Source organism: Ureibacillus chungkukjangi (assembly GCF_044795995.1).
GTDB classification, from domain to species: domain Bacteria; phylum Bacillota; class Bacilli; order Bacillales_A; family Planococcaceae; genus Ureibacillus; species Ureibacillus chungkukjangi.
Genome location: NZ_CP085009.1, coordinates 1,506,374 through 1,523,363, shown reverse-complemented (window position 1 = coordinate 1,523,363; position 16,990 = coordinate 1,506,374). Strand labels below are relative to the sequence as shown.

At 38.3% G+C, this 16,990-nt stretch carries 18 protein-coding genes and 1 riboswitch; of the genes, 9 read left to right on the top strand and 9 right to left on the bottom strand.

Annotated elements, in window-relative coordinates:
* Window positions 1-216 precede the first annotated feature (216 nt).
* From LG296_RS07465 to LG296_RS07455, 3 genes are all read right to left on the bottom strand, one after another.
* Window positions 217-669, bottom strand: a complete 453-nt coding sequence (locus tag LG296_RS07465; protein WP_107935317.1) for a Fur family transcriptional regulator — start codon at window positions 667-669, stop codon at window positions 217-219.
* Between the two features lie 156 nt (window positions 670-825).
* Window positions 826-1,344: a hypothetical protein gene (locus LG296_RS07460; RefSeq protein ID WP_404427837.1), complete on the bottom strand. Its 519-nt coding sequence runs from the start codon at window positions 1,342-1,344 to the stop codon at window positions 826-828.
* Between the two features lie 149 nt (window positions 1,345-1,493).
* Window positions 1,494-2,033 carry an NUDIX hydrolase gene (locus LG296_RS07455; RefSeq protein WP_404427836.1) on the bottom strand — a complete coding sequence of 180 codons (540 nt, stop codon included), beginning with the start codon at window positions 2,031-2,033 and terminating at the stop codon, window positions 1,494-1,496.
* A gap of 82 nt (window positions 2,034-2,115) precedes the next feature.
* Between LG296_RS07455 and LG296_RS07450 the strand changes: the two genes are divergently transcribed.
* The 3 genes from LG296_RS07450 (at window position 2,116) to LG296_RS07440 (ending at window position 5,484) form a co-directional block, all read left to right on the top strand.
* Window positions 2,116-3,015, top strand: a complete 900-nt coding sequence (locus LG296_RS07450) for an aldo/keto reductase (protein WP_404427835.1) — start codon at window positions 2,116-2,118, stop codon at window positions 3,013-3,015.
* A complete protein-coding gene (locus LG296_RS07445) occupies window positions 3,012-3,518 on the top strand; it encodes a VanZ family protein (RefSeq protein WP_404427834.1) in 507 nt (168 codons plus the stop codon). The genes LG296_RS07450 and LG296_RS07445 overlap by 4 nt, the downstream gene beginning before the upstream one ends.
* A 222-nt stretch (window positions 3,519-3,740) precedes the next feature.
* Window positions 3,741-3,820: riboswitch (glycine riboswitch) on the top strand.
* A 323-nt stretch (window positions 3,821-4,143) separates the two neighbouring features.
* Window positions 4,144-5,484 carry an amino acid permease gene (locus LG296_RS07440; protein ID WP_404427833.1) on the top strand — a complete coding sequence of 447 codons (1,341 nt, stop codon included), beginning with the start codon at window positions 4,144-4,146 and terminating at the stop codon, window positions 5,482-5,484.
* 50 nt (window positions 5,485-5,534) lie between these two features.
* Here LG296_RS07440 and LG296_RS07435 read toward each other — a convergent pair whose 3' ends face one another.
* On the bottom strand, window positions 5,535-5,810 hold the full coding sequence (locus LG296_RS07435) for a YqkE family protein (protein ID WP_404427832.1): 276 nt from the start codon (window positions 5,808-5,810) through the stop codon (window positions 5,535-5,537).
* Window positions 5,811-6,131: 321 nt separating this feature from the next.
* Between LG296_RS07435 and LG296_RS07430 the strand changes: the two genes are divergently transcribed.
* Window positions 6,132-7,178: an alpha/beta hydrolase gene (locus LG296_RS07430; RefSeq protein ID WP_404427831.1), complete on the top strand. Its 1,047-nt coding sequence runs from the start codon at window positions 6,132-6,134 to the stop codon at window positions 7,176-7,178.
* 96 nt (window positions 7,179-7,274) lie between these two features.
* On the opposite strand, the gene LG296_RS07425 is transcribed toward LG296_RS07430, so the two are convergent.
* Together LG296_RS07425 and sirA are read right to left on the bottom strand one after the other, a co-directional pair.
* On the bottom strand, window positions 7,275-7,496 hold the full coding sequence (locus tag LG296_RS07425; protein ID WP_107933120.1) for a YneF family protein: 222 nt from the start codon (window positions 7,494-7,496) through the stop codon (window positions 7,275-7,277).
* Between the two features lie 193 nt (window positions 7,497-7,689).
* On the bottom strand, window positions 7,690-8,118 hold the full coding sequence (gene sirA, locus LG296_RS07420; protein WP_107933118.1) for a sporulation inhibitor of replication protein SirA: 429 nt from the start codon (window positions 8,116-8,118) through the stop codon (window positions 7,690-7,692).
* Window positions 8,119-8,424: 306 nt separating this feature from the next.
* On the opposite strand from sirA, the gene LG296_RS07415 reads away from it, so the two are divergent.
* From LG296_RS07415 to LG296_RS07395, 5 genes are all read left to right on the top strand, one after another.
* Window positions 8,425-8,781, top strand: coding sequence for an ABC transporter permease (locus LG296_RS07415; RefSeq protein ID WP_107933116.1), 357 nt, complete (start codon window positions 8,425-8,427; stop codon window positions 8,779-8,781).
* A 19-nt stretch (window positions 8,782-8,800) separates the two neighbouring features.
* Window positions 8,801-9,442: a PspA/IM30 family protein gene (locus LG296_RS07410; protein WP_251397678.1), complete on the top strand. Its 642-nt coding sequence runs from the start codon at window positions 8,801-8,803 to the stop codon at window positions 9,440-9,442.
* A 139-nt stretch (window positions 9,443-9,581) separates the two neighbouring features.
* Window positions 9,582-10,262: a cell wall-active antibiotics response protein LiaF gene (liaF, locus tag LG296_RS07405; protein ID WP_404427830.1), complete on the top strand. Its 681-nt coding sequence runs from the start codon at window positions 9,582-9,584 to the stop codon at window positions 10,260-10,262.
* On the top strand, window positions 10,259-11,389 hold the full coding sequence (locus tag LG296_RS07400) for a sensor histidine kinase (RefSeq protein ID WP_404427829.1): 1,131 nt from the start codon (window positions 10,259-10,261) through the stop codon (window positions 11,387-11,389). The genes liaF and LG296_RS07400 overlap by 4 nt, the downstream gene beginning before the upstream one ends.
* A 271-nt stretch (window positions 11,390-11,660) precedes the next feature.
* Window positions 11,661-12,293 (top strand): response regulator transcription factor, encoded by a 633-nt coding sequence (locus LG296_RS07395; RefSeq protein WP_251397672.1) that lies wholly within the window; start codon window positions 11,661-11,663, stop codon window positions 12,291-12,293.
* 56 nt (window positions 12,294-12,349) lie between these two features.
* On the opposite strand, the gene LG296_RS07390 is transcribed toward LG296_RS07395, so the two are convergent.
* The 3 genes from LG296_RS07390 to tkt form a co-directional block, all read right to left on the bottom strand.
* Window positions 12,350-13,108: a CPBP family intramembrane glutamic endopeptidase gene (locus LG296_RS07390; protein WP_404427828.1), complete on the bottom strand. Its 759-nt coding sequence runs from the start codon at window positions 13,106-13,108 to the stop codon at window positions 12,350-12,352.
* Between the two features lie 667 nt (window positions 13,109-13,775).
* A complete protein-coding gene (locus tag LG296_RS07385) occupies window positions 13,776-14,867 on the bottom strand; it encodes a GGDEF domain-containing protein (protein WP_404427827.1) in 1,092 nt (363 codons plus the stop codon).
* A gap of 114 nt (window positions 14,868-14,981) precedes the next feature.
* Window positions 14,982-16,976, bottom strand: a complete 1,995-nt coding sequence (tkt, locus tag LG296_RS07380) for a transketolase (RefSeq protein ID WP_404427826.1) — start codon at window positions 16,974-16,976, stop codon at window positions 14,982-14,984.
* Window positions 16,977-16,990: the final 14 nt, after the last annotated feature.

Below are 16,990 nucleotides of genomic sequence, written 5' to 3'. Positions count from 1 at the left end.
GGTCCCTAGTGTATTCTGAATTGTTCTTGAATTGTTTGTGTACCTGGCACTCGGACTATTCTGAATTGTTCTTGATTTGTGTGTGTACCTGGCACCCGGACTATTGTGAATTGTTTTTGAGTTGTGTGTGTACCTGGTACACACACAACTCCCCCAACCCCGCACAAAATTAAAAGGATGTACATTCGCGCTTAATACGAATTGTACATCCTTTAATTATTGATCTTCTTGTTTATCATGACATCTGTGGCAGATACCATGGAATGTTAAACGGTGGTCCTTGATAATAAAGTTCCAGCGTTTTTCAACAATGCCTTCAACATCTTCAAGCAAATCTTCTTGAATTTCGTCTACTGCCCCACATTCAATACAGACAAGGTGATGATGGAAGTGCTTTGCGCCTTCTTGTCGAAGGTCATAACGGGATACCCCATCGCCAAAATTAATTTTATCGACAATTTTCAATTCAGTTAATAATTCTAAAGTTCGATAAACTGTTGCGAGCCCGATTTCTGGTGCTTTGTCTTTTACTAATAAATAGACATCCTCAGCACTCAAATGGTCTTCTTCATGTTCTAATAGCACTGCAACTGTCGCTTCACGCTGTGGCGTCAGTTTATAGCCAGCACTATGCAATTGCTTTTTTATACGATCAATACGGCTTTCCATACGACGCCCTCCTAAACTCATTCTATTATAACAAATGAGTAAAAGCTATTACAAGAGAGGGATGAATTATTCATGCAAACAAACGAAACGAGCATTTTCGTGCACTATTTACCGCCAGTTCGGTACGAATCTACTAAAATTTGTTTATAAGACTTGTCAAAGTTTAGGTAGAATATATGAGATTGACACAATTTCACCTACACAAATGACGGATAGTGTTATCAAAACTGTAACAAATAGTCTCTGTGAAAAGACATATTTCTTGTTTGGGCCTACTTTTTTAGCTGCGTAAACGGAGCAAAGCATAAAGAGCAGGAAGCAATAAATCAATTGAAACGGAAACCACCAAATACTATACACTAGCAGCGACTCCTGCTGTGTTAATAGAAACACTGAGCTAAATCCAAAGAATGTAATTTTTACGCCAACAACTAATTTTGCTAGGACATATAAATAGGGATGAGTTGCAAAAAATAACACCAGCACCATCCAAGCAATAAGCGGTACAATCGTTCCCCAAATCGATATATCTGTTATATCAAGTACTCTTGGATCAATAAAGCTTATTAATTTCATGGACTTGTCCAATGGAAACACTTGAAAACAGATGACACCACTGACAAAGCTGATTGCTAGAATGATAGCGTATTGGATAAATAAGACCGAACGAAACATAAGCATTCTCCTTTCGTTGTTACAGCTTATGCTCGTTCTCTATCATTATTACTCTTTAAATAGTTTAGATTTTTAATGGAATCTATCATATTTTCTAACCAAACTTTTATACTTCTTTTATGTCTTTTATTTACAAAAAATCACTACTTCTACTGATTTGCTTTCATCCATAGGACAGCAAAAGCTGTTTTTGCATCAAAAATACCTTGCTCTTTCACCATTTCCTCTGCTTCTTCTACCGTTACTTCTAATAGTTCCACAAATTCATCCTCATCAAGCTCTGCTTTTGCCTCTATTTTATATAAATCTTGGGCAACAAACAAATGAATCACTTCGTCCGCAAAGCCAGGCGACGTTGCAAAGGTTTGTAAATACGTTAGACTATGACAGCCATAGCCTGTTTCTTCCTCTAATTCTCGTCTTGCTGTATGCTCTGGGGCCTCCCCTGGCTCTAACTTACCAGCTGGAATCTCAATAATCGATCTCTCAAGCGCTTTACGATATTGCTCCACCAGTACGAGTTTACCTTCAGCTGTAATCGCAATAATGGCAACTGCTCCAGGATGGTTTACAATCTCCCTTTTTGATTCCTTTCCATTTGGCAATAAAACATCATCGACCTTCAATGAAATAACCTTACCTGCATAGATTGGAGTTGAATGTAGTGATTTTTCCTCAAATTTCTTCATTTCAAATGCCCTCGCTTGTCGTATTTATTGTTTTCATTGTACCATTAGTGAAGAATTTCTTTGAAGGAAAGAGGGTTATGTAATGAAAAAAAGAACGCTTGGAAACAGTGATATTGAAATTTCAGAAATCAGTTTAGGCTGCATGTCCCTTCCAACTTCATTAGCTGACGCAAAACCAATTGTAGAAACAGCCCTTGAATCAGGGGTTAACTATTTCGATACTGCAGACCTTTACGACAAAGGGATAAACGAAGAAATTGTTGGAGAGCTTTTAAAATCTCACCGTCACGATATCGTGCTTGCAACGAAAGTCGGAAACCGCTGGAATACTGGCGAAGATGGCTGGCATTGGGATCCATCCCCTGCACATATTGAAAACGCCGTGAAAATGAGCTTAAAGCGTCTGAAAACGGATTATATTGATGTCTATCAACTGCATGGTGGAACTATTGATGACCCTTGGGATGAAATTATTTCAACCTTTGAGCAGCTGAAAAAAGAAGGCTATATTAGACAATACGGCATCTCCTCTATTCGTCCAAACGTGTTTAGATCCTTCCTAGAACGCAGCCATGGTATATCCAATATGATGCAATATAGCATTTTAGATCGCCGCGCAGAAGAATGGTTTGACGAAATTTCAGAAACGAATGCATCGGTTGTGACTCGAGGCTCCATTGCAAAGGGTTTATTGACAAATGAGTGGCAAAAACGACTAGAAAACTCAAATGGCTATCAAACCTACTCTAAGGAAGAATTACAAAAGACATTAACAGAATTGCAGGATGCTTACGAGGATATTCACGCACTTAGCATCGCTTACAATTTAAGCCACCCAGCTATCGCATCAACTGTAATTGGAGCTAGCTCAAAGCAGCAATTCCTGGATAATCTGAGGGCCTACGAAAATTCACAAACAATCAAAGACTTTTCACCAATTGACCAAATTACTAAGAAAGAAGTTTATTCTGAGCACCGATGAAAAAATATCTCTTCATAATTATTGCCGTATTAATTTTATTATTTTGTGTATCAAGTATGACCTACGAACAGCAAACAATCGTACCAACCTTACAGGAAACGTTAGGCAACCAGCCTTTCTATAATCTATTGAGCAAGATTGAAGTAACTTATTGGGGGAAAACCATTTCAGTTGAAACTCGTGGCTATTACTATTTCATCGAATTCCTAGTTCGAAAAGGACTACATTTTGTCGGCTATGGCTGTATTGCCATTCTATTTTATTTAATGTATCGCAAGTTCAAAGTGCAATTTTCAGTAATTTGCGCGCTCCTGTCTACATTTATAGTTGCTTCACTTGACGAATTCCGACAAACCTTTATCGCTGGAAGAACAGGTATTTTCGACGATGTAATTCTGGATACTGCCGGGGCAATTACGTTTCTCATTGTCTTTAAGATTGGATATGTCCTCTATCAAAAAATAAAAAGTCCCTCATTAAGAGCTAATAGTGCGAGCGATTAGAGAATGTAACATTTCTATGTTATGTTCTCTTTTTTGTTCAATATCATTATTTTGTCATTTTTCTTAACAATCTTATTTTTGTTAAACTACTAGACCGTCTTTACTTTTTTGATATAATGACACATATCAGCAGGTTGCTGATCGCTCTACTAGGACGTTTCATATATAGAGTTCAGTAGAGATAAATTTAATAGCGGTGATTGCTATGGGATGACTATAGCAGGAGCAATTTCTGGAGAGATCGCATTATTTTGCGACGCCGAAGGGTTCACAATCTCAGGCAAAAGGACAGAAAAGGTAACAACATAGAAACAGGATTATTCTTATTTGTAGAATAATGCTTTTTACTATTTTCTTTTTGTTATTTTTTTAATGTCATGAGATGGGAGAACTATTTTCCTATCTCATTTTTTATTTTTCAGCTATTGTTTTAAATGATTTTGAAGCTTGTTTAGGGATTTGACGGATATTTTGAAAAAGCTGGCGGATTTCGGCCACATCTTGGCGGATAATTCACAAAAGCTGGCGGATAATTCTCCGATGATCTACATATGTAATATTCCCCTCCCTACTCGCATGCTTCGAAACCAAAGGCATTACCGCTCACTTTATAGGGGGCAAAAAAATGGAAGAACAGCAAGAACTAAAAAGAGATTTAAAAAACCGCCACGTACAGCTAATCGCAATCGGTGGCACAATCGGAACTGGCCTATTTTTAGGCTCCGGGAAAGCAATTGAAAAAGCTGGCCCATCCATCCTTCTCGTGTACTTAATCATCGGGATATCACTCTTCTTTGTCATGCGAGCCTTAGGAGAATTACTGCTTTCAAATGCTGGCTATCAATCATTTACCGACTTTGCAGGAGTGTACGTTGGACCATGGGCTGGCTATATTACAGGGTGGACATACTGGTTTTGCTGGATAATGACAGCCATGGCTGACATTATCGCAGTTGGCTTATACGTAAGATACTGGTTTGACATCCCGCAATGGGTTCCAGCAATCATTTGTTTAATCATCCTATTAGGCTTGAATTTACTAACTGTAAAGCTATTTGGAGAATTAGAGTTTTGGTTTTCATTGATTAAAGTCATTACAATCATAGCACTTATCGTAATCGGAATTATCCTATTAGTTATCGGCTTCAAAACTGACACAGGAACCGTTTCCGTAAGTAATCTATGGGAGCATGGCGGCTTCTTCCCGAACGGATTTACCGGATTTTTATTTGCATTCCAAATGGTTGTGTTCTCCTTTGTTGGGGTTGAGTTAGTCGGTGTTTCAGCTGCCGAAACTGCAAACCCTAAAAAGAATATTCCATCTGCGATCAATAAAATCCCAATTCGGATCTTACTGTTTTACGTAGGGGCTATCTTTATCATCCTATGTATCAAGCCATGGACTGAGCTAAGCGCCACTAGCAGCCCATTTGTTCAGATTTTCGCTCTTGTCGGAATTCCTATTGCTGCAGCCCTTATTAACTTTGTTGTGTTAACTTCAGCCGCATCTGCCGGAAACAGTGGCTTATTCTCAACAAGCCGCATTCTATTTAACTTAAGCAATAATAAGCAAGCCGCAAAACCATTAGGAAAATTAAATAAAAACGCAGTCCCGTCAAATGCACTTTTCCTATCTTCTATTGTTGTATCAATCGGTGCCCTTTTAAGCTATGCGATTCCTGACTCAGCTTTTAGCATTGTAACGACAGTTAGTGCGATTTGCTTCATTTGGGTGTGGAGCATAATTCTGATTTCACATATTCGCTACAAAAAAATTCGCCCAGATTTACACAGAAACTCGATTTTCAAGGCGCCACTCACACCTTTTATCAACTATGCCGTGTTAACGCTATTTGTTGGAGTACTTATAATCATGTTTATTGCAGAAGAAACAAGAACAGCACTACTCTTTACACCAGCGTGGTTTATCGTTCTTATCATTACGTACTCAATAAGAAAGAAGTAAATAAAAAAGCAGCACTCATTCGTTCAAATAAAATGAGTGCTGCTTTTCCTTTAAAACTTCGAGCCCTGATCGCCGTACTTATCTAAAAGCTCTTCAAAGCTCATATTTTTCTCTCTTTGTTTACGCTCGAACACTAGTCTTGCTTGGCGTTCCTCTTCCTTTGCCTGCTCTTTCTCAACTAAGCTTTTTTTCGCTTCTTTAAGCTTTGCTAGAACATCGTCATTTAGTTGGTCCTGTAAAGTTAAACCATCATCAGTTTTCGCAGCCTGATTTTGTCTTTGACCGCCCTGGCTCTGATTTTGACCTTGCTTTCTCTTTTTCCCCATTTATATTCACCTTCTTACAATTTTCAAATTCCATTCTATAGTTTACCATGATTCCTCAATAATTCGCATTCACAAGCAATCTACCAACATCACTTATCCAAGTCACAAACATGAACCCTTCGAATGATACTTGCGTAATATAATAATAATCATCCTCATTTTCATAATGCTGTCTGTCCTTGCTTCATTTCGTAAATTAATCAAAGGTTTGGCAAATCATCCCTTATCTTTATTAAAAACTTAGTTATAGTGATACAATTATAATATTGGTGAATAGTGTCAGCCGAATGTTAGATACTAATGAAGAATCGAGGTGTTTTTATGAAACGAAAAAAATTTTTATGGGCTTCAAGTATTGTTACATCCATACTTTCTACAGGTGCTGCGATCTTCGGATATGTTGTGACCAATCAACTTATGTACATTAAAAAGAAAGATGTTGATTTTGTCTATGATCGTGAATTAAAAGCACAACGTTTTGACGAAAAATGGTTTAACAAATGCCCAAAGGAAGAACTAAGTATTGACTCTCCCAACGGCTATCCGATAAAAGGAATCTTTCTAAAACCACTAGAAACAAAAAATACAATCATCATCTGTCACGGTGTTACCGAGAACAAAATCAGTATGGTCAAATATGCACGAATGTTCGAAAGACTTGGCTACAACACCTTCGTTTTCGACCACAGACGACACGGAGACTCCGGTGGAAAAACAACAAGCTATGGCTACTACGAAAAATTTGATGTCGCAGCTGTCGTACAAACCGTAAAATCTATCGTTGGCGAAGGTGCAATAATCGGCATCCAAGGCGAATCAATGGGTGCAGCTAGCATGATCCTTTACGCAGGACTCATAGAAGATGGCGCAGACTTTTACATCGCAGACTGCGGATTCTCCAATTTCTCAGAGCTCATCTCACAAATCCTGATGAAAACAACCTATCTGCGAACCAAAATTCCAATTCACCTAGCCAACCTCTTCCTTCGCTTGCGTGATGGCTACACATTCAAAAGCGTCACACCAAAGGAAGCAATCAAGAACATCACCTCCCCTGTACTCTTCGTCCATAGCATGGGAGACGACTTCATTCTACCTTACATGACAGAAGAAATGTACGAAGAAAAAGAAGGCCCGAAAATGATCAAGCTCTTCGAAAAAGGCGGTCATGCCGAATCCTTCAACGAAAACCCTGGCGAATACGAAAAAACTGTCCGACAATTTTTAGAAACCTATGTTATGAAAAAACCAAGCGAAACGGTTGAAACAACGCTAGAAGAAATAATTGCCGCAACAAGTGAAATTCCACTGGACGAAATCAAACCGCAAACAAACAAGATGCCGCTCGACGAAAAAGAAATCTCCTAACAAAAGAGACCGTCTCAAAAAACTTGAGACGGTCTCTTTTGGCACATAAAAAGCAAAACAACAGTTTTACATACGTAAACTGTTGTTAGATTACAATTATTTATCTTGTAATTTATTCATTTGTGACATCATTTGACGCACTTGTTTTTCGGACGGTTTACGTCCCATTTGAGCCATCATCACACGAATCATTTGTTCGTTGATCGGTGGGTTTTCTTTTAAGTATTTCATCATATATTGACGAGCTAGATAGAAGCCTAATGCTGCTCCCCCTGCTAATGCTACGATGATAAGTACAATTGCAAGCCATAAACTCATTTGTGCCTACCTCCTCCACTATCCTTGTTACCACGAATCCTATCTTATATATGCCTTTGATAGAGGAAAAACCCTCTCAAAAACAACACAAAGATAAACTCTCCATGAAGGATTATACACTAATAACTACATTGTTACTAGCTATTCAGTAGTTTTTTTCAAGTAGTATAGGCAATTTCACATGAAAATATCTCTAGTAGGAAGCATGCTTAATAGGCTTCAACCATCCACATTCGGAATCCTCTGCATTAAATGCAATGAAAGAATCATTCATTTGACTAAGGCTATGGAACAAATCCAAATCTAACATTCGCGAGCCCTCACAAATTGCTTCTATATGATGCGTACATACTTTTATTTTCAAACCACCTTTAAATTGATGCTCAAACCTCATATATTCATCCACCCATTGGATAGTTGGAAAACTTTTCTTTAAATGATCATAAAGTACGCCTTGCACCATTCTTCCTTCAATTGGTTCACAGAGATAGCTTAGCTGCTTGCTAACAGAGGACTCGAGAGCTCGCTCTTTTGTCGATACCATTTCAAGAAGCTGTCTTTCTCTTCCAAATACAAATGATTGGTACTGTTTTTTAATATGAAAAATTGAATAGATTCTCATCTTTCGTCCTCCTCTCTATAAACACATTATAAAAGAAAGATTTCGAATTTTTTGTCAAAAGGTGTCCGAACTCTATTACTTTTTTTGTCAAAATAGAGTGAAACGTACAATTCGTTCACTTTTCCTAGATGCCCTCAGCCTAGAGACCTAGTGCAAAATGCAATTCGAGGCCGTTTTAAGAAATTAGTTGCAAGTGTAACATAAAGCTATAAGAAAACACGATACGCTCAAGGCTGAGCAATATCGATGTCTTTTAATACTGATACCCAAACTAAAGGATCAGTAACACGAAAGGAGCTAGAAACAATGAAAAAATTTTTCTTCTTAGTTGTCGGTGCAATCGCAGCAATTGTTGCCCTTAGCATGTTAGGACCATTAGTAGGATTCGGCTTCTCTGCACTGCTTGTCTACCTAGGCATGCACTATTATGTGAAGACAAATTCTAAATTTGGAAAAGTATTTTGGGTGGCGCTTGGTTTAATCGGAATTTTCACAGCCATCTCAAATATCCCAGCACTAGTGGGGCTTGCTGCAATCTTCACAGTCTATGTTCTTTATAAAAAGTGGAACAATGAAGAGGTTTCATTTAGCAAATCAAAAGCTATCAAAGAAGACGATCCATTCACAAACTTTGAAATGGAATGGGCAAAGCTAACAAAATAAAATTTAAGGAGAGATTTAAATGGTAGGTTTACTAAAAAGATTTCGTTACACTTTAGAGGCAGATTTACACCAATTATTCGATAAAAAAGAAAGCAAAAATCCACTTGCAATGTTAAATCAATACATTCGCGAAGCAGAAAAACAAACAGAGCAAACTGGGAAATTATTAGCTCGCCAAGCACAGCTAAAAGAACAGCTTCAAAGTGAATTAAAAGAAACAACTGTAATGCTAGAAAAAAGAACGAAGCAATTACAGCTAGCAGAGCAAGCAAATGAAGTAGATTTAGTAGGCTTCGCTTCTTTAGAGGTTGAAACTTACAAAACTCGTCAAGCGACTTTGTTCAACTCTATCGAGCAGTGCAACAAGGAATTTGTTGAGCTTGAGCAAAAGTTCGAAACAATGAAGCACAAGATTAAAGATATGAAGGTTCGCCAGCTTCAACTAATGGGCAAGGAAAATGTCACTCGTGCACATCATAAAATGGATGAGGTTTTAAAATCAAAGGATGAATCAGAATTCGATGATTTATCAGCTTATATCGAAAATTTAGCCGATAAAATCGAACAAGATTATGAAAGAACTCAGCTAGAAGCTCGCCTAGCAGGCCTTGAAAAAGCTAACCCTGCCCCAGCTACTATCGAAATAAAAAAAGAAGCTTAAAGCATAAGAAAATCTACCAGCTCGATTACTGAATCATGCTATAATGACAATTGTTAGGAGAAGGCAAATACGTCTTCTCCTATGGTTTTTGAAAAGAGTAGAATGGCTGCATACAACAAGAGCAAAAGGAGGAACCGATATGAACAGATTTAGTACGAACCAATTAACGTTTATGGCGATAGCAGTTCTTTTAATTGTGTTCGTGGAGCTTACAATTTTCGGGAATGACAGCACCTTTTTGATAATCATTGGCGCAATTCTACTTTATTATAGCTTTTCAAAAAGTAAGAAATATTTGTTTTGGAGTGGCTGTTTCCTTATCTTTCTTGCGATTTTGTCCTTATGGAGCTTACGTCTATTAATCGTTGGGGTTCTAATTTACATACTTTATAAACATATGACAAAAGAACAAAAAATCGTGACCTTCAATACACAGGAGCTTCAAGCTAAAATTGATAATAACGATTTGATTGGCAACACCTCTTCCCCACTAGATAGCTATAAATGGGAAGATATCCAAATGCAGAAATTCATCGGGGACGTGTCGCTTGATTTAACCGATACAATATTACCTGCTGGAACGTCCGTCATTACAATTCGCCAATCCATTGGAAAAGTAACGATTGTATTACCTTACGAGATCCCTTTCCGACTTCAATATTCTACAATCCTTGGAGAAGCGAAGGTTTTAGGAAATAATCCAAAACGATTAATCAACGAAAAACTAATTTTTGAGGATGGTAATGCTCTTGAGGCTAAGCGTAAATTGGTAATCCATGTAGCGACTTGGCTTGGGGACGTGGAGGTGATCCGTAAATGATTTCATTTCTATTTCGAATGATTACGTTATTTTTCTTATTTAGTAGCACCACATTTGGATTCCTTTACATCTTTTTCGGATCACCAACAGATGAGGATTGGGGCTTCTTACTTGATATTGAATTCGATGAAATACCTGTAATTGCCATCATCCTTATTTCCCTTGCTTTCCTAAGCCTTATAATTAGCATCTGGATGAGTGCCGTAGCAAGATCAAGAGAGACCTCTGCAACACGCTATGTAAAGCAATTAGTGGAGCCGGACTTTTCACTAAAGAAGAAAAACCTTTCCTTTTCTTTAAAGAAAGCCTTGATTCAAGCAAATGATTTAATCGAAACACAGCGCAAAAGCTTACAGCGCATGACAAACGAAAAAGCAGAAGCTAATGACAAACTGATTCAGGAGCGAATCATCGCCGAACGCCAACGTTTAGCTCGTGAGCTGCACGACTCCGTTTCCCAGCAGCTTTTTGCCGCATCAATGTTATTATCTGCAGTAACTGAGCAGGAGGATGAGCTAGCAGCTTCGAAACCTACCCTACAGCAGGTTGAAAAAATCGTTCAGCAGGCTCAGCTAGAAATGCGTGCATTACTGCTACACTTAAGACCAATTGCCTTACGAAACAACACCTTAGCACAGGGCCTAACAGATTTAATTCAAGAGCTACAACAGAAGGTTTATTTCAATATTGATTATCGCATAGAAGAAATCGAGCTTTCAAAAGCCGAAGAGGACCACCTATTCCGAATTGCCCAAGAAGCCCTCTCCAACACATTACGTCACGCCAAGGCTTCAGAGGTAGAATTGCTACTAATCGCCCGGGACAACATCGGCATCCTGCGCATCCAAGACAACGGCGAAGGCTTCAACATCGAACAGGACAAATCCACATCGTACGGCCTACGCAACATCGCCGAACGCGCCGTCGAAATCGGCTGCTCCTACAAAATCGTCTCCATCCCAGGAGAAGGCACAATTGTAGAAGTAAAAGTCCCACTGGGCAACAAAGTAGTCGAAGTGCCTAAAAATGATACCCCAGTCGATTTGGAAAAAAATGGTGAAATTGCTCAATCTACGGGTATCGGTGAAATGGAGCAAAGGTTGGATTTTAAAAAAAGATCTGATTGAGGGTTTGTGTGCGGATACGCTGTGGTTCCGTGCGCATAACCGTTTTTACGTGCGCTTACGCTGGGTTCCGTGCGCATAACCGTTTTTGCGTGCGTTGATTGATCACTTAAAATCGAATGTGATCACATAGGATACATTTATGATCACATAGCATATATTTGTGATCACTTAAAGCCGTTTCTGATCGCTTGGGCCCCTATCTGATCATATAAACTCGTTTCTGATCACATAGCCACAAACGATTCAACACATTAAAAATTGAGGTGAGAAAATGATACGAATTTTGATTGCGGATGATCATGAGATGGTACGGATTGGTGTTTCTGCTTATCTTTCTGCCCAGGCGGATATGACCGTTGTCGGTGAGGCGGCAAATGGGCAGCAGGCAGTGGAAAAGGCACTTGAGCTGAAACCCGATATTATTCTGATGGATAATGTCATGCCGATTATGACTGGTGCTGAAGCGACTGCTCAAATTTTGCAGCAATGGCCGAACGCGAAAATCATGATGGTTACAAGCTTTCTTGACGATGACAAAGTCTACCCGGCATTAGAAGCAGGCGCGGTTAGCTACATATTAAAGACATCTAACGCGAAGCAGATTGCCGAGGCAATTCGCAAAACCATCAATGGGGAAACTGTGCTTGAGCCTGAAGTAACAACGAAAATGATAACTCGAATGCGCGGCAATGCCAATGTGCCCCTTCACGAACAGCTTACTGAGCGTGAAATGGAAGTACTTTTATTGGTTGCCCAAGGAAAGACAAATCAAGATATCGCCAACGAATTATTTATCGCCTTAAAAACGGTGAAAACCCATGTCAGCAATATATTGGCGAAGCTAGATGTACAAGATAGAACGCAGGCAGTAGTTTATGCATTCCAAAATGGAATTGTGAAATAAAACATTTAAAAAGCTCAGCCTATTTTATTATTAGGTGTGAGCTTTTAATTGCTGCATCAGATAATAAACCCGCTATATACCATCCCTACGTTAACTACAAAATGAAAAACCATACTTGGATAGATACTATTTGTTTTAAGTGTAATGAGAGCGTAAAACACTCCCGCAACGGCGATTAGCAAACTAAGCCCCATCGAAAAACCAATAGCAAGATGCAATAGTCCAAAACCAACACTTGTAATAAAAACTACATATCCTGGTGATGTAATTTTCACTAACGTAGAAAGCATAAGTCCTCTCCAAATCACTTCCTCAAAAATTGCATTGATTAATGAAAAGCCTATACAAAACCAGAAGAGTGTTTGGAGTGTTTCCAAATCTTTCTGAACAATAAAAACTAAATATACTATCGCATTAACAATTATCCCAATCAACCAAAACCAAAAAATATTTATTTTGTGAAACGGCAGGACAATTGGTTCTGTCCAGTTAGGCTTGTTATTATACCAAACTATTTTTCTAGGGAAAATGAGAGAGTGAACAACTAAAGAAAGGATGATGAATATAAGAGATAGTCTATTAAGCACTATTTTGATTTCCTTCGTAAAGGAGGTAGCTTCTAGAAAATTATTAGCAATCATAAATATAGAAAATCCAATTAGAAACGCAAGTAAGACTGAGGTAATATATCGTTGTTCTCTATTGAAAAATAACAAAATAAGGAGTCCCATAAAAATACAAGCGGTAAATATACCCTGTTCATAGGATATAGAAATAATCCCTATAAAAAATATTGCGATAGTTATATTTAACATAGATAGTTCCCTTCCCCCTTAATACAACAAAAATACTACTGCAAGAAAAGCATTGCAGTAGCAAATCAGGGTTTTACTAGAATTTGACGAAAGTAAACTTAACACCTTATTATATGAGATTCGAACACTAGATTATTCCTATTTCAGTGAGAATTTAATAGTTTAGTCGAATGACGGGCTCGATTATCGTATAGACGTACTCCTACACTTCCTTCACCCCAACCTCTTCCCTTCACTTCTCTTCAATTGAGAAAAAACATCGGCAGCATCCGCCAGCTACGGAAACTATTTTGGGTGAACAAAGGAACTTACCTCAATCTAGTCAAGACCAGCCTCACCAAGCTGTTTGATAAAATGATTTCTATCAATTGTCGTAACAAAGGTTGTTCATTTTGCAGGCCATCTCTTGAAGCAACTTCTTTTATTCAGATGTGCTTTTTGCTCACCTACTCCCCTTCCTGAACAGCGACTTTCTCTGGAATCAGAAAGCGATATACACCTCCATAGATATATATCTGGACGGGAATTATAACATTCAGTTTATATGAACAGTTGATAGAGTTATGTTGTGAAATTTGACCAAATGAAAAAAGGTCAACCAGAATAATCCGATTAACCTTCCACTATCACAAGCTTATTTAAGTATCAGTTTTTACATCAATCTCGTTTATTTATTTGCAATACATACCTTATTTCGTCCAGTACGTTTTGCTTGATACAGTGCATCGTCCGCATCCTCGATTAAGGAAGAAGCTACTCGAGTTGTCTCCTTATAGCAAGCTACACCAATTGAAACAGTAATGGAAATTTTCTCTCCAGAACTAAGAAGAAACGGATGATTTTCAACAGCGACTCTTATCTTTTCACTTATTTCTACGGCTCTATCTAATGAACAGTCTAAGAGGATAACGGTAAATTCCTCTCCACCATTTCGACTAACTATATCAAAGGATCTAATGGAATTTTTAAGAGTGGTACCAAGCTCTCTTAGAACGTTATCCCCTTCTTTATGTCCATAAGTATCGTTCACCTTTTTGAAAAAGTCGATATCAATATATAGTAAAGATAGCATTTCATCTTTGGCATCTGCATTTTTTAACAACTCATTAAAAATCGTATCGAATTTCCTTACATTATTGAGACCAGTCAAAGCATCAGTAGAAGATTCCATTTTATATAAGTTAAACAGTCGCTGAGAATTGCGAATGTAACGAACTAAAAAGATGGAAACAATGGCTGATAAGTAAGAAATAGCCCAATAAACAGGTAAAAGAATGACAAGTACCTTAATATCCGCTAATACATAAGAGATTAGAACGGAGAAAGTGATATTTGCAATCGTTACTGAAATAAGTATCTGAATTCGTCTAGATAATTTCGTTTTGAACACAAAAATCGACCCAAATGTCACGATGAAAATTAGTAACACAGCCAGATAGGACGCCAGATTAAAACCAAAGTAAAAACGACCAATAATTACTAGAATCATACCAATAATCGCAGGCAATGGACCACCATAGAAAGCCATTAAAATAATGGGGATATGTCGCATATCAACAATCGTATCGCCAATATGAATACTATATTGCATTAAAACATTACTGAATAACCCACCCATCAAACCAAATAACAGGCGTTTAGAAAAAGGACTTGTCCGAGTAATTGGAGTGGCACTTGTAAAATGAGTATGCAAAAAAATAACAGACCAAAGTAAGGCCAAATTAGAAATTAAATCTTTAATTATCATCTTAATCACCATCGTAAACATATCATATATTTTTCCTAATGTAACGAGACAAATCTTGCATTTGAAATCTTGTTTAAAATAGCATAAAAAAACCTGCGAACTCTACGCTCGCAGGTTTTTTTATAATTATAATGCTTTAACTTTCGCTACAACATTTTCCACTGTGAAACCATATTTTTCAATAACGATTTCCCCAGGAGCACTTGCACCGAATTGATCGATGGCAAGGATATCTCCTTCAAAGCCAGTATATTTATGCCAGCCAAATGAAGAGCCCATTTCGATAGCTAAACGTTTTGTCACAGCTTTTGGTAATACAGATTCTTTATATTCTGCTGTTTGTTGCTCGAAGCGATCCATTGAAGGCATTGAAACTACTGAGGCATCGATTCCTTCAGCTAATAATTGTTTTTGTGCTTCTACAGCAAGACTTACTTCAGAACCCGTTGCAATAAGAATTGCATCTGGAGTTTCTTTAGTTGCAGGAGAAACCACATAGGCACCTTTTGCCACACCATCTTTTGCAAGTTCTGCTGATTTATCAAGAACTGGTAAGTCTTGACGAGAAAGAACTAATACAGTCGGTACGTTCTTAGATGATACAGCTAATTTCCATGCTTCCGCTGATTCGTTAGCATCAGCTGGACGAATTACTGAAAGGTTTGGCATTGCACGTAATGATGCTAAGTGCTCCACTGGTTCATGTGTTGGACCATCTTCTCCAACTGCAATTGAATCATGAGTGAACACATAAGTTACAGGTAAGCCCATTAAAGCAGATAGACGTACCGCTGGACGAACATAGTCAGAGAACACGAAGAATGTTCCACCAAATACATGTAAACCACCGTGTAAAGCCATACCGTTTAATGCTGCACCCATTGCAAATTCACGAACACCAAACCAGATGTTGCGACCTTCTGGAGTTTCTGCGAAGAAATCACCCGCACCCTTGATAGTAGTTTTGTTAGAACCAGCAAGGTCAGCACTTCCTCCAAAGAATGATGGTACTTTTTTCGCTAAAGCATTGATTACTTCACCTGATGAAGAACGTGTCGCAACTGATTTTCCTGTTTCGTAAACTGGTACTTCTGCATCAAAATCTGCTGGAAGCTCGTTGTTCATCGCTTTAATGAATTGATCAGCTAATTCAGGATATTCTGCTTTATAGCTTTCGAATTTCGTATTCCATTCAGCTTCTGGTTGAACGCCTTGTTTTTCAGCTGCTTCGTTGAAGATTGAGTAAACCTCTTCAGGAATTTGGAAAGCCTCATGCTCCCAGCCGTAAGCCGTTTTCGTTAATAAAGTTTCTTCAGCACCGAGTGGAGCACCGTGAGAATCTGATTTACCAGATTTGTTTGGTGAACCAAAACCGATAACTGTTTTCACTTCGATTAATGTTGGTTTTCCTTCTGATTGCTTCGCCTTTTCGATAGCAGCATTTACTGCATCTACATCAGTTCCATCTGCTACATGAATGTAGTTCCAGCCATAAGATTCGAAACGTTTTTGTACGTTTTCAGAGAAGGATTTAGCTAAATCCCCATCTAAAGAAATATCATTTGAATCGTATAAAACGATTAATTTATCAAGTTGTAAGTGACCAGCTAAAGAAATTGCCTCAGCAGCAACACCTTCCATTAAATCGCCATCTCCACAAAGTGAAAATGTATAATGATCAACGATTTCATGTCCTGGTTTATTATATGTAGCTGCTAAATGACGTTCAGCCATAGCCATACCAACAGACATCGCAATACCTTGCCCAAGAGGACCCGTAGTTGCTTCAACTCCTACAGTATGACCAAACTCAGGATGTCCTGGCGTTTTAGAACCCCATTGACGGAAGTTTTTAATTTCTTCCATATCTAAACCATATCCACCTAAGTGAAGTAAGCTATATAGTAACATCGAACCATGACCAGCTGATAGAACAAAGCGATCGCGATTCACCCATTTTGGATTTTGTGGATTGTGACGTAATTGTTTTGTCCACAAAGTATAAGCCATTGGTGCAGCCCCCATTGGTAAACCAGGGTGACCAGAGTTCGCTTTTTCGATTGCGTCAATTGATAAAGTTCGGATTGCATTAATTGCTAAAACATCAGCAGAATGTGCCATTATGTGATATCCTT

What these genes read in the sequence shown, in the direction of transcription:
- LG296_RS07465 (WP_107935317.1), bottom strand. Translation starts at nt 669, where the DNA reads ATGGAAAGCCGTATTGATCGTATAAAAAAGCAATTGCATAGTGCTGGC.
- LG296_RS07460 (WP_404427837.1), bottom strand. Translation starts at nt 1,344, where the DNA reads ATGTTTCGTTCGGTCTTATTTATCCAATACGCTATCATTCTAGCAATC.
- LG296_RS07455 (WP_404427836.1), bottom strand. Translation starts at nt 2,033, where the DNA reads ATGAAGAAATTTGAGGAAAAATCACTACATTCAACTCCAATCTATGCA.
- LG296_RS07450 (WP_404427835.1), top strand. Translation starts at nt 2,116, where the DNA reads ATGAAAAAAAGAACGCTTGGAAACAGTGATATTGAAATTTCAGAAATC.
- LG296_RS07445 (WP_404427834.1), top strand. Translation starts at nt 3,012, where the DNA reads ATGAAAAAATATCTCTTCATAATTATTGCCGTATTAATTTTATTATTT.
- LG296_RS07440 (WP_404427833.1), top strand. Translation starts at nt 4,144, where the DNA reads ATGGAAGAACAGCAAGAACTAAAAAGAGATTTAAAAAACCGCCACGTA.
- LG296_RS07435 (WP_404427832.1), bottom strand. Translation starts at nt 5,810, where the DNA reads ATGGGGAAAAAGAGAAAGCAAGGTCAAAATCAGAGCCAGGGCGGTCAA.
- LG296_RS07430 (WP_404427831.1), top strand. Translation starts at nt 6,132, where the DNA reads ATGAAACGAAAAAAATTTTTATGGGCTTCAAGTATTGTTACATCCATA.
- LG296_RS07425 (WP_107933120.1), bottom strand. Translation starts at nt 7,496, where the DNA reads ATGAGTTTATGGCTTGCAATTGTACTTATCATCGTAGCATTAGCAGGG.
- sirA (WP_107933118.1), bottom strand. Translation starts at nt 8,118, where the DNA reads ATGAGAATCTATTCAATTTTTCATATTAAAAAACAGTACCAATCATTT.
- LG296_RS07415 (WP_107933116.1), top strand. Translation starts at nt 8,425, where the DNA reads ATGAAAAAATTTTTCTTCTTAGTTGTCGGTGCAATCGCAGCAATTGTT.
- LG296_RS07410 (WP_251397678.1), top strand. Translation starts at nt 8,801, where the DNA reads ATGGTAGGTTTACTAAAAAGATTTCGTTACACTTTAGAGGCAGATTTA.
- liaF (WP_404427830.1), top strand. Translation starts at nt 9,582, where the DNA reads ATGAACAGATTTAGTACGAACCAATTAACGTTTATGGCGATAGCAGTT.
- LG296_RS07400 (WP_404427829.1), top strand. Translation starts at nt 10,259, where the DNA reads ATGATTTCATTTCTATTTCGAATGATTACGTTATTTTTCTTATTTAGT.
- LG296_RS07395 (WP_251397672.1), top strand. Translation starts at nt 11,661, where the DNA reads ATGATACGAATTTTGATTGCGGATGATCATGAGATGGTACGGATTGGT.
- LG296_RS07390 (WP_404427828.1), bottom strand. Translation starts at nt 13,108, where the DNA reads ATGTTAAATATAACTATCGCAATATTTTTTATAGGGATTATTTCTATA.
- LG296_RS07385 (WP_404427827.1), bottom strand. Translation starts at nt 14,867, where the DNA reads ATGGTGATTAAGATGATAATTAAAGATTTAATTTCTAATTTGGCCTTA.
- tkt (WP_404427826.1), bottom strand. Translation starts at nt 16,976, where the DNA reads ATGGCACATTCTGCTGATGTTTTAGCAATTAATGCAATCCGAACTTTA.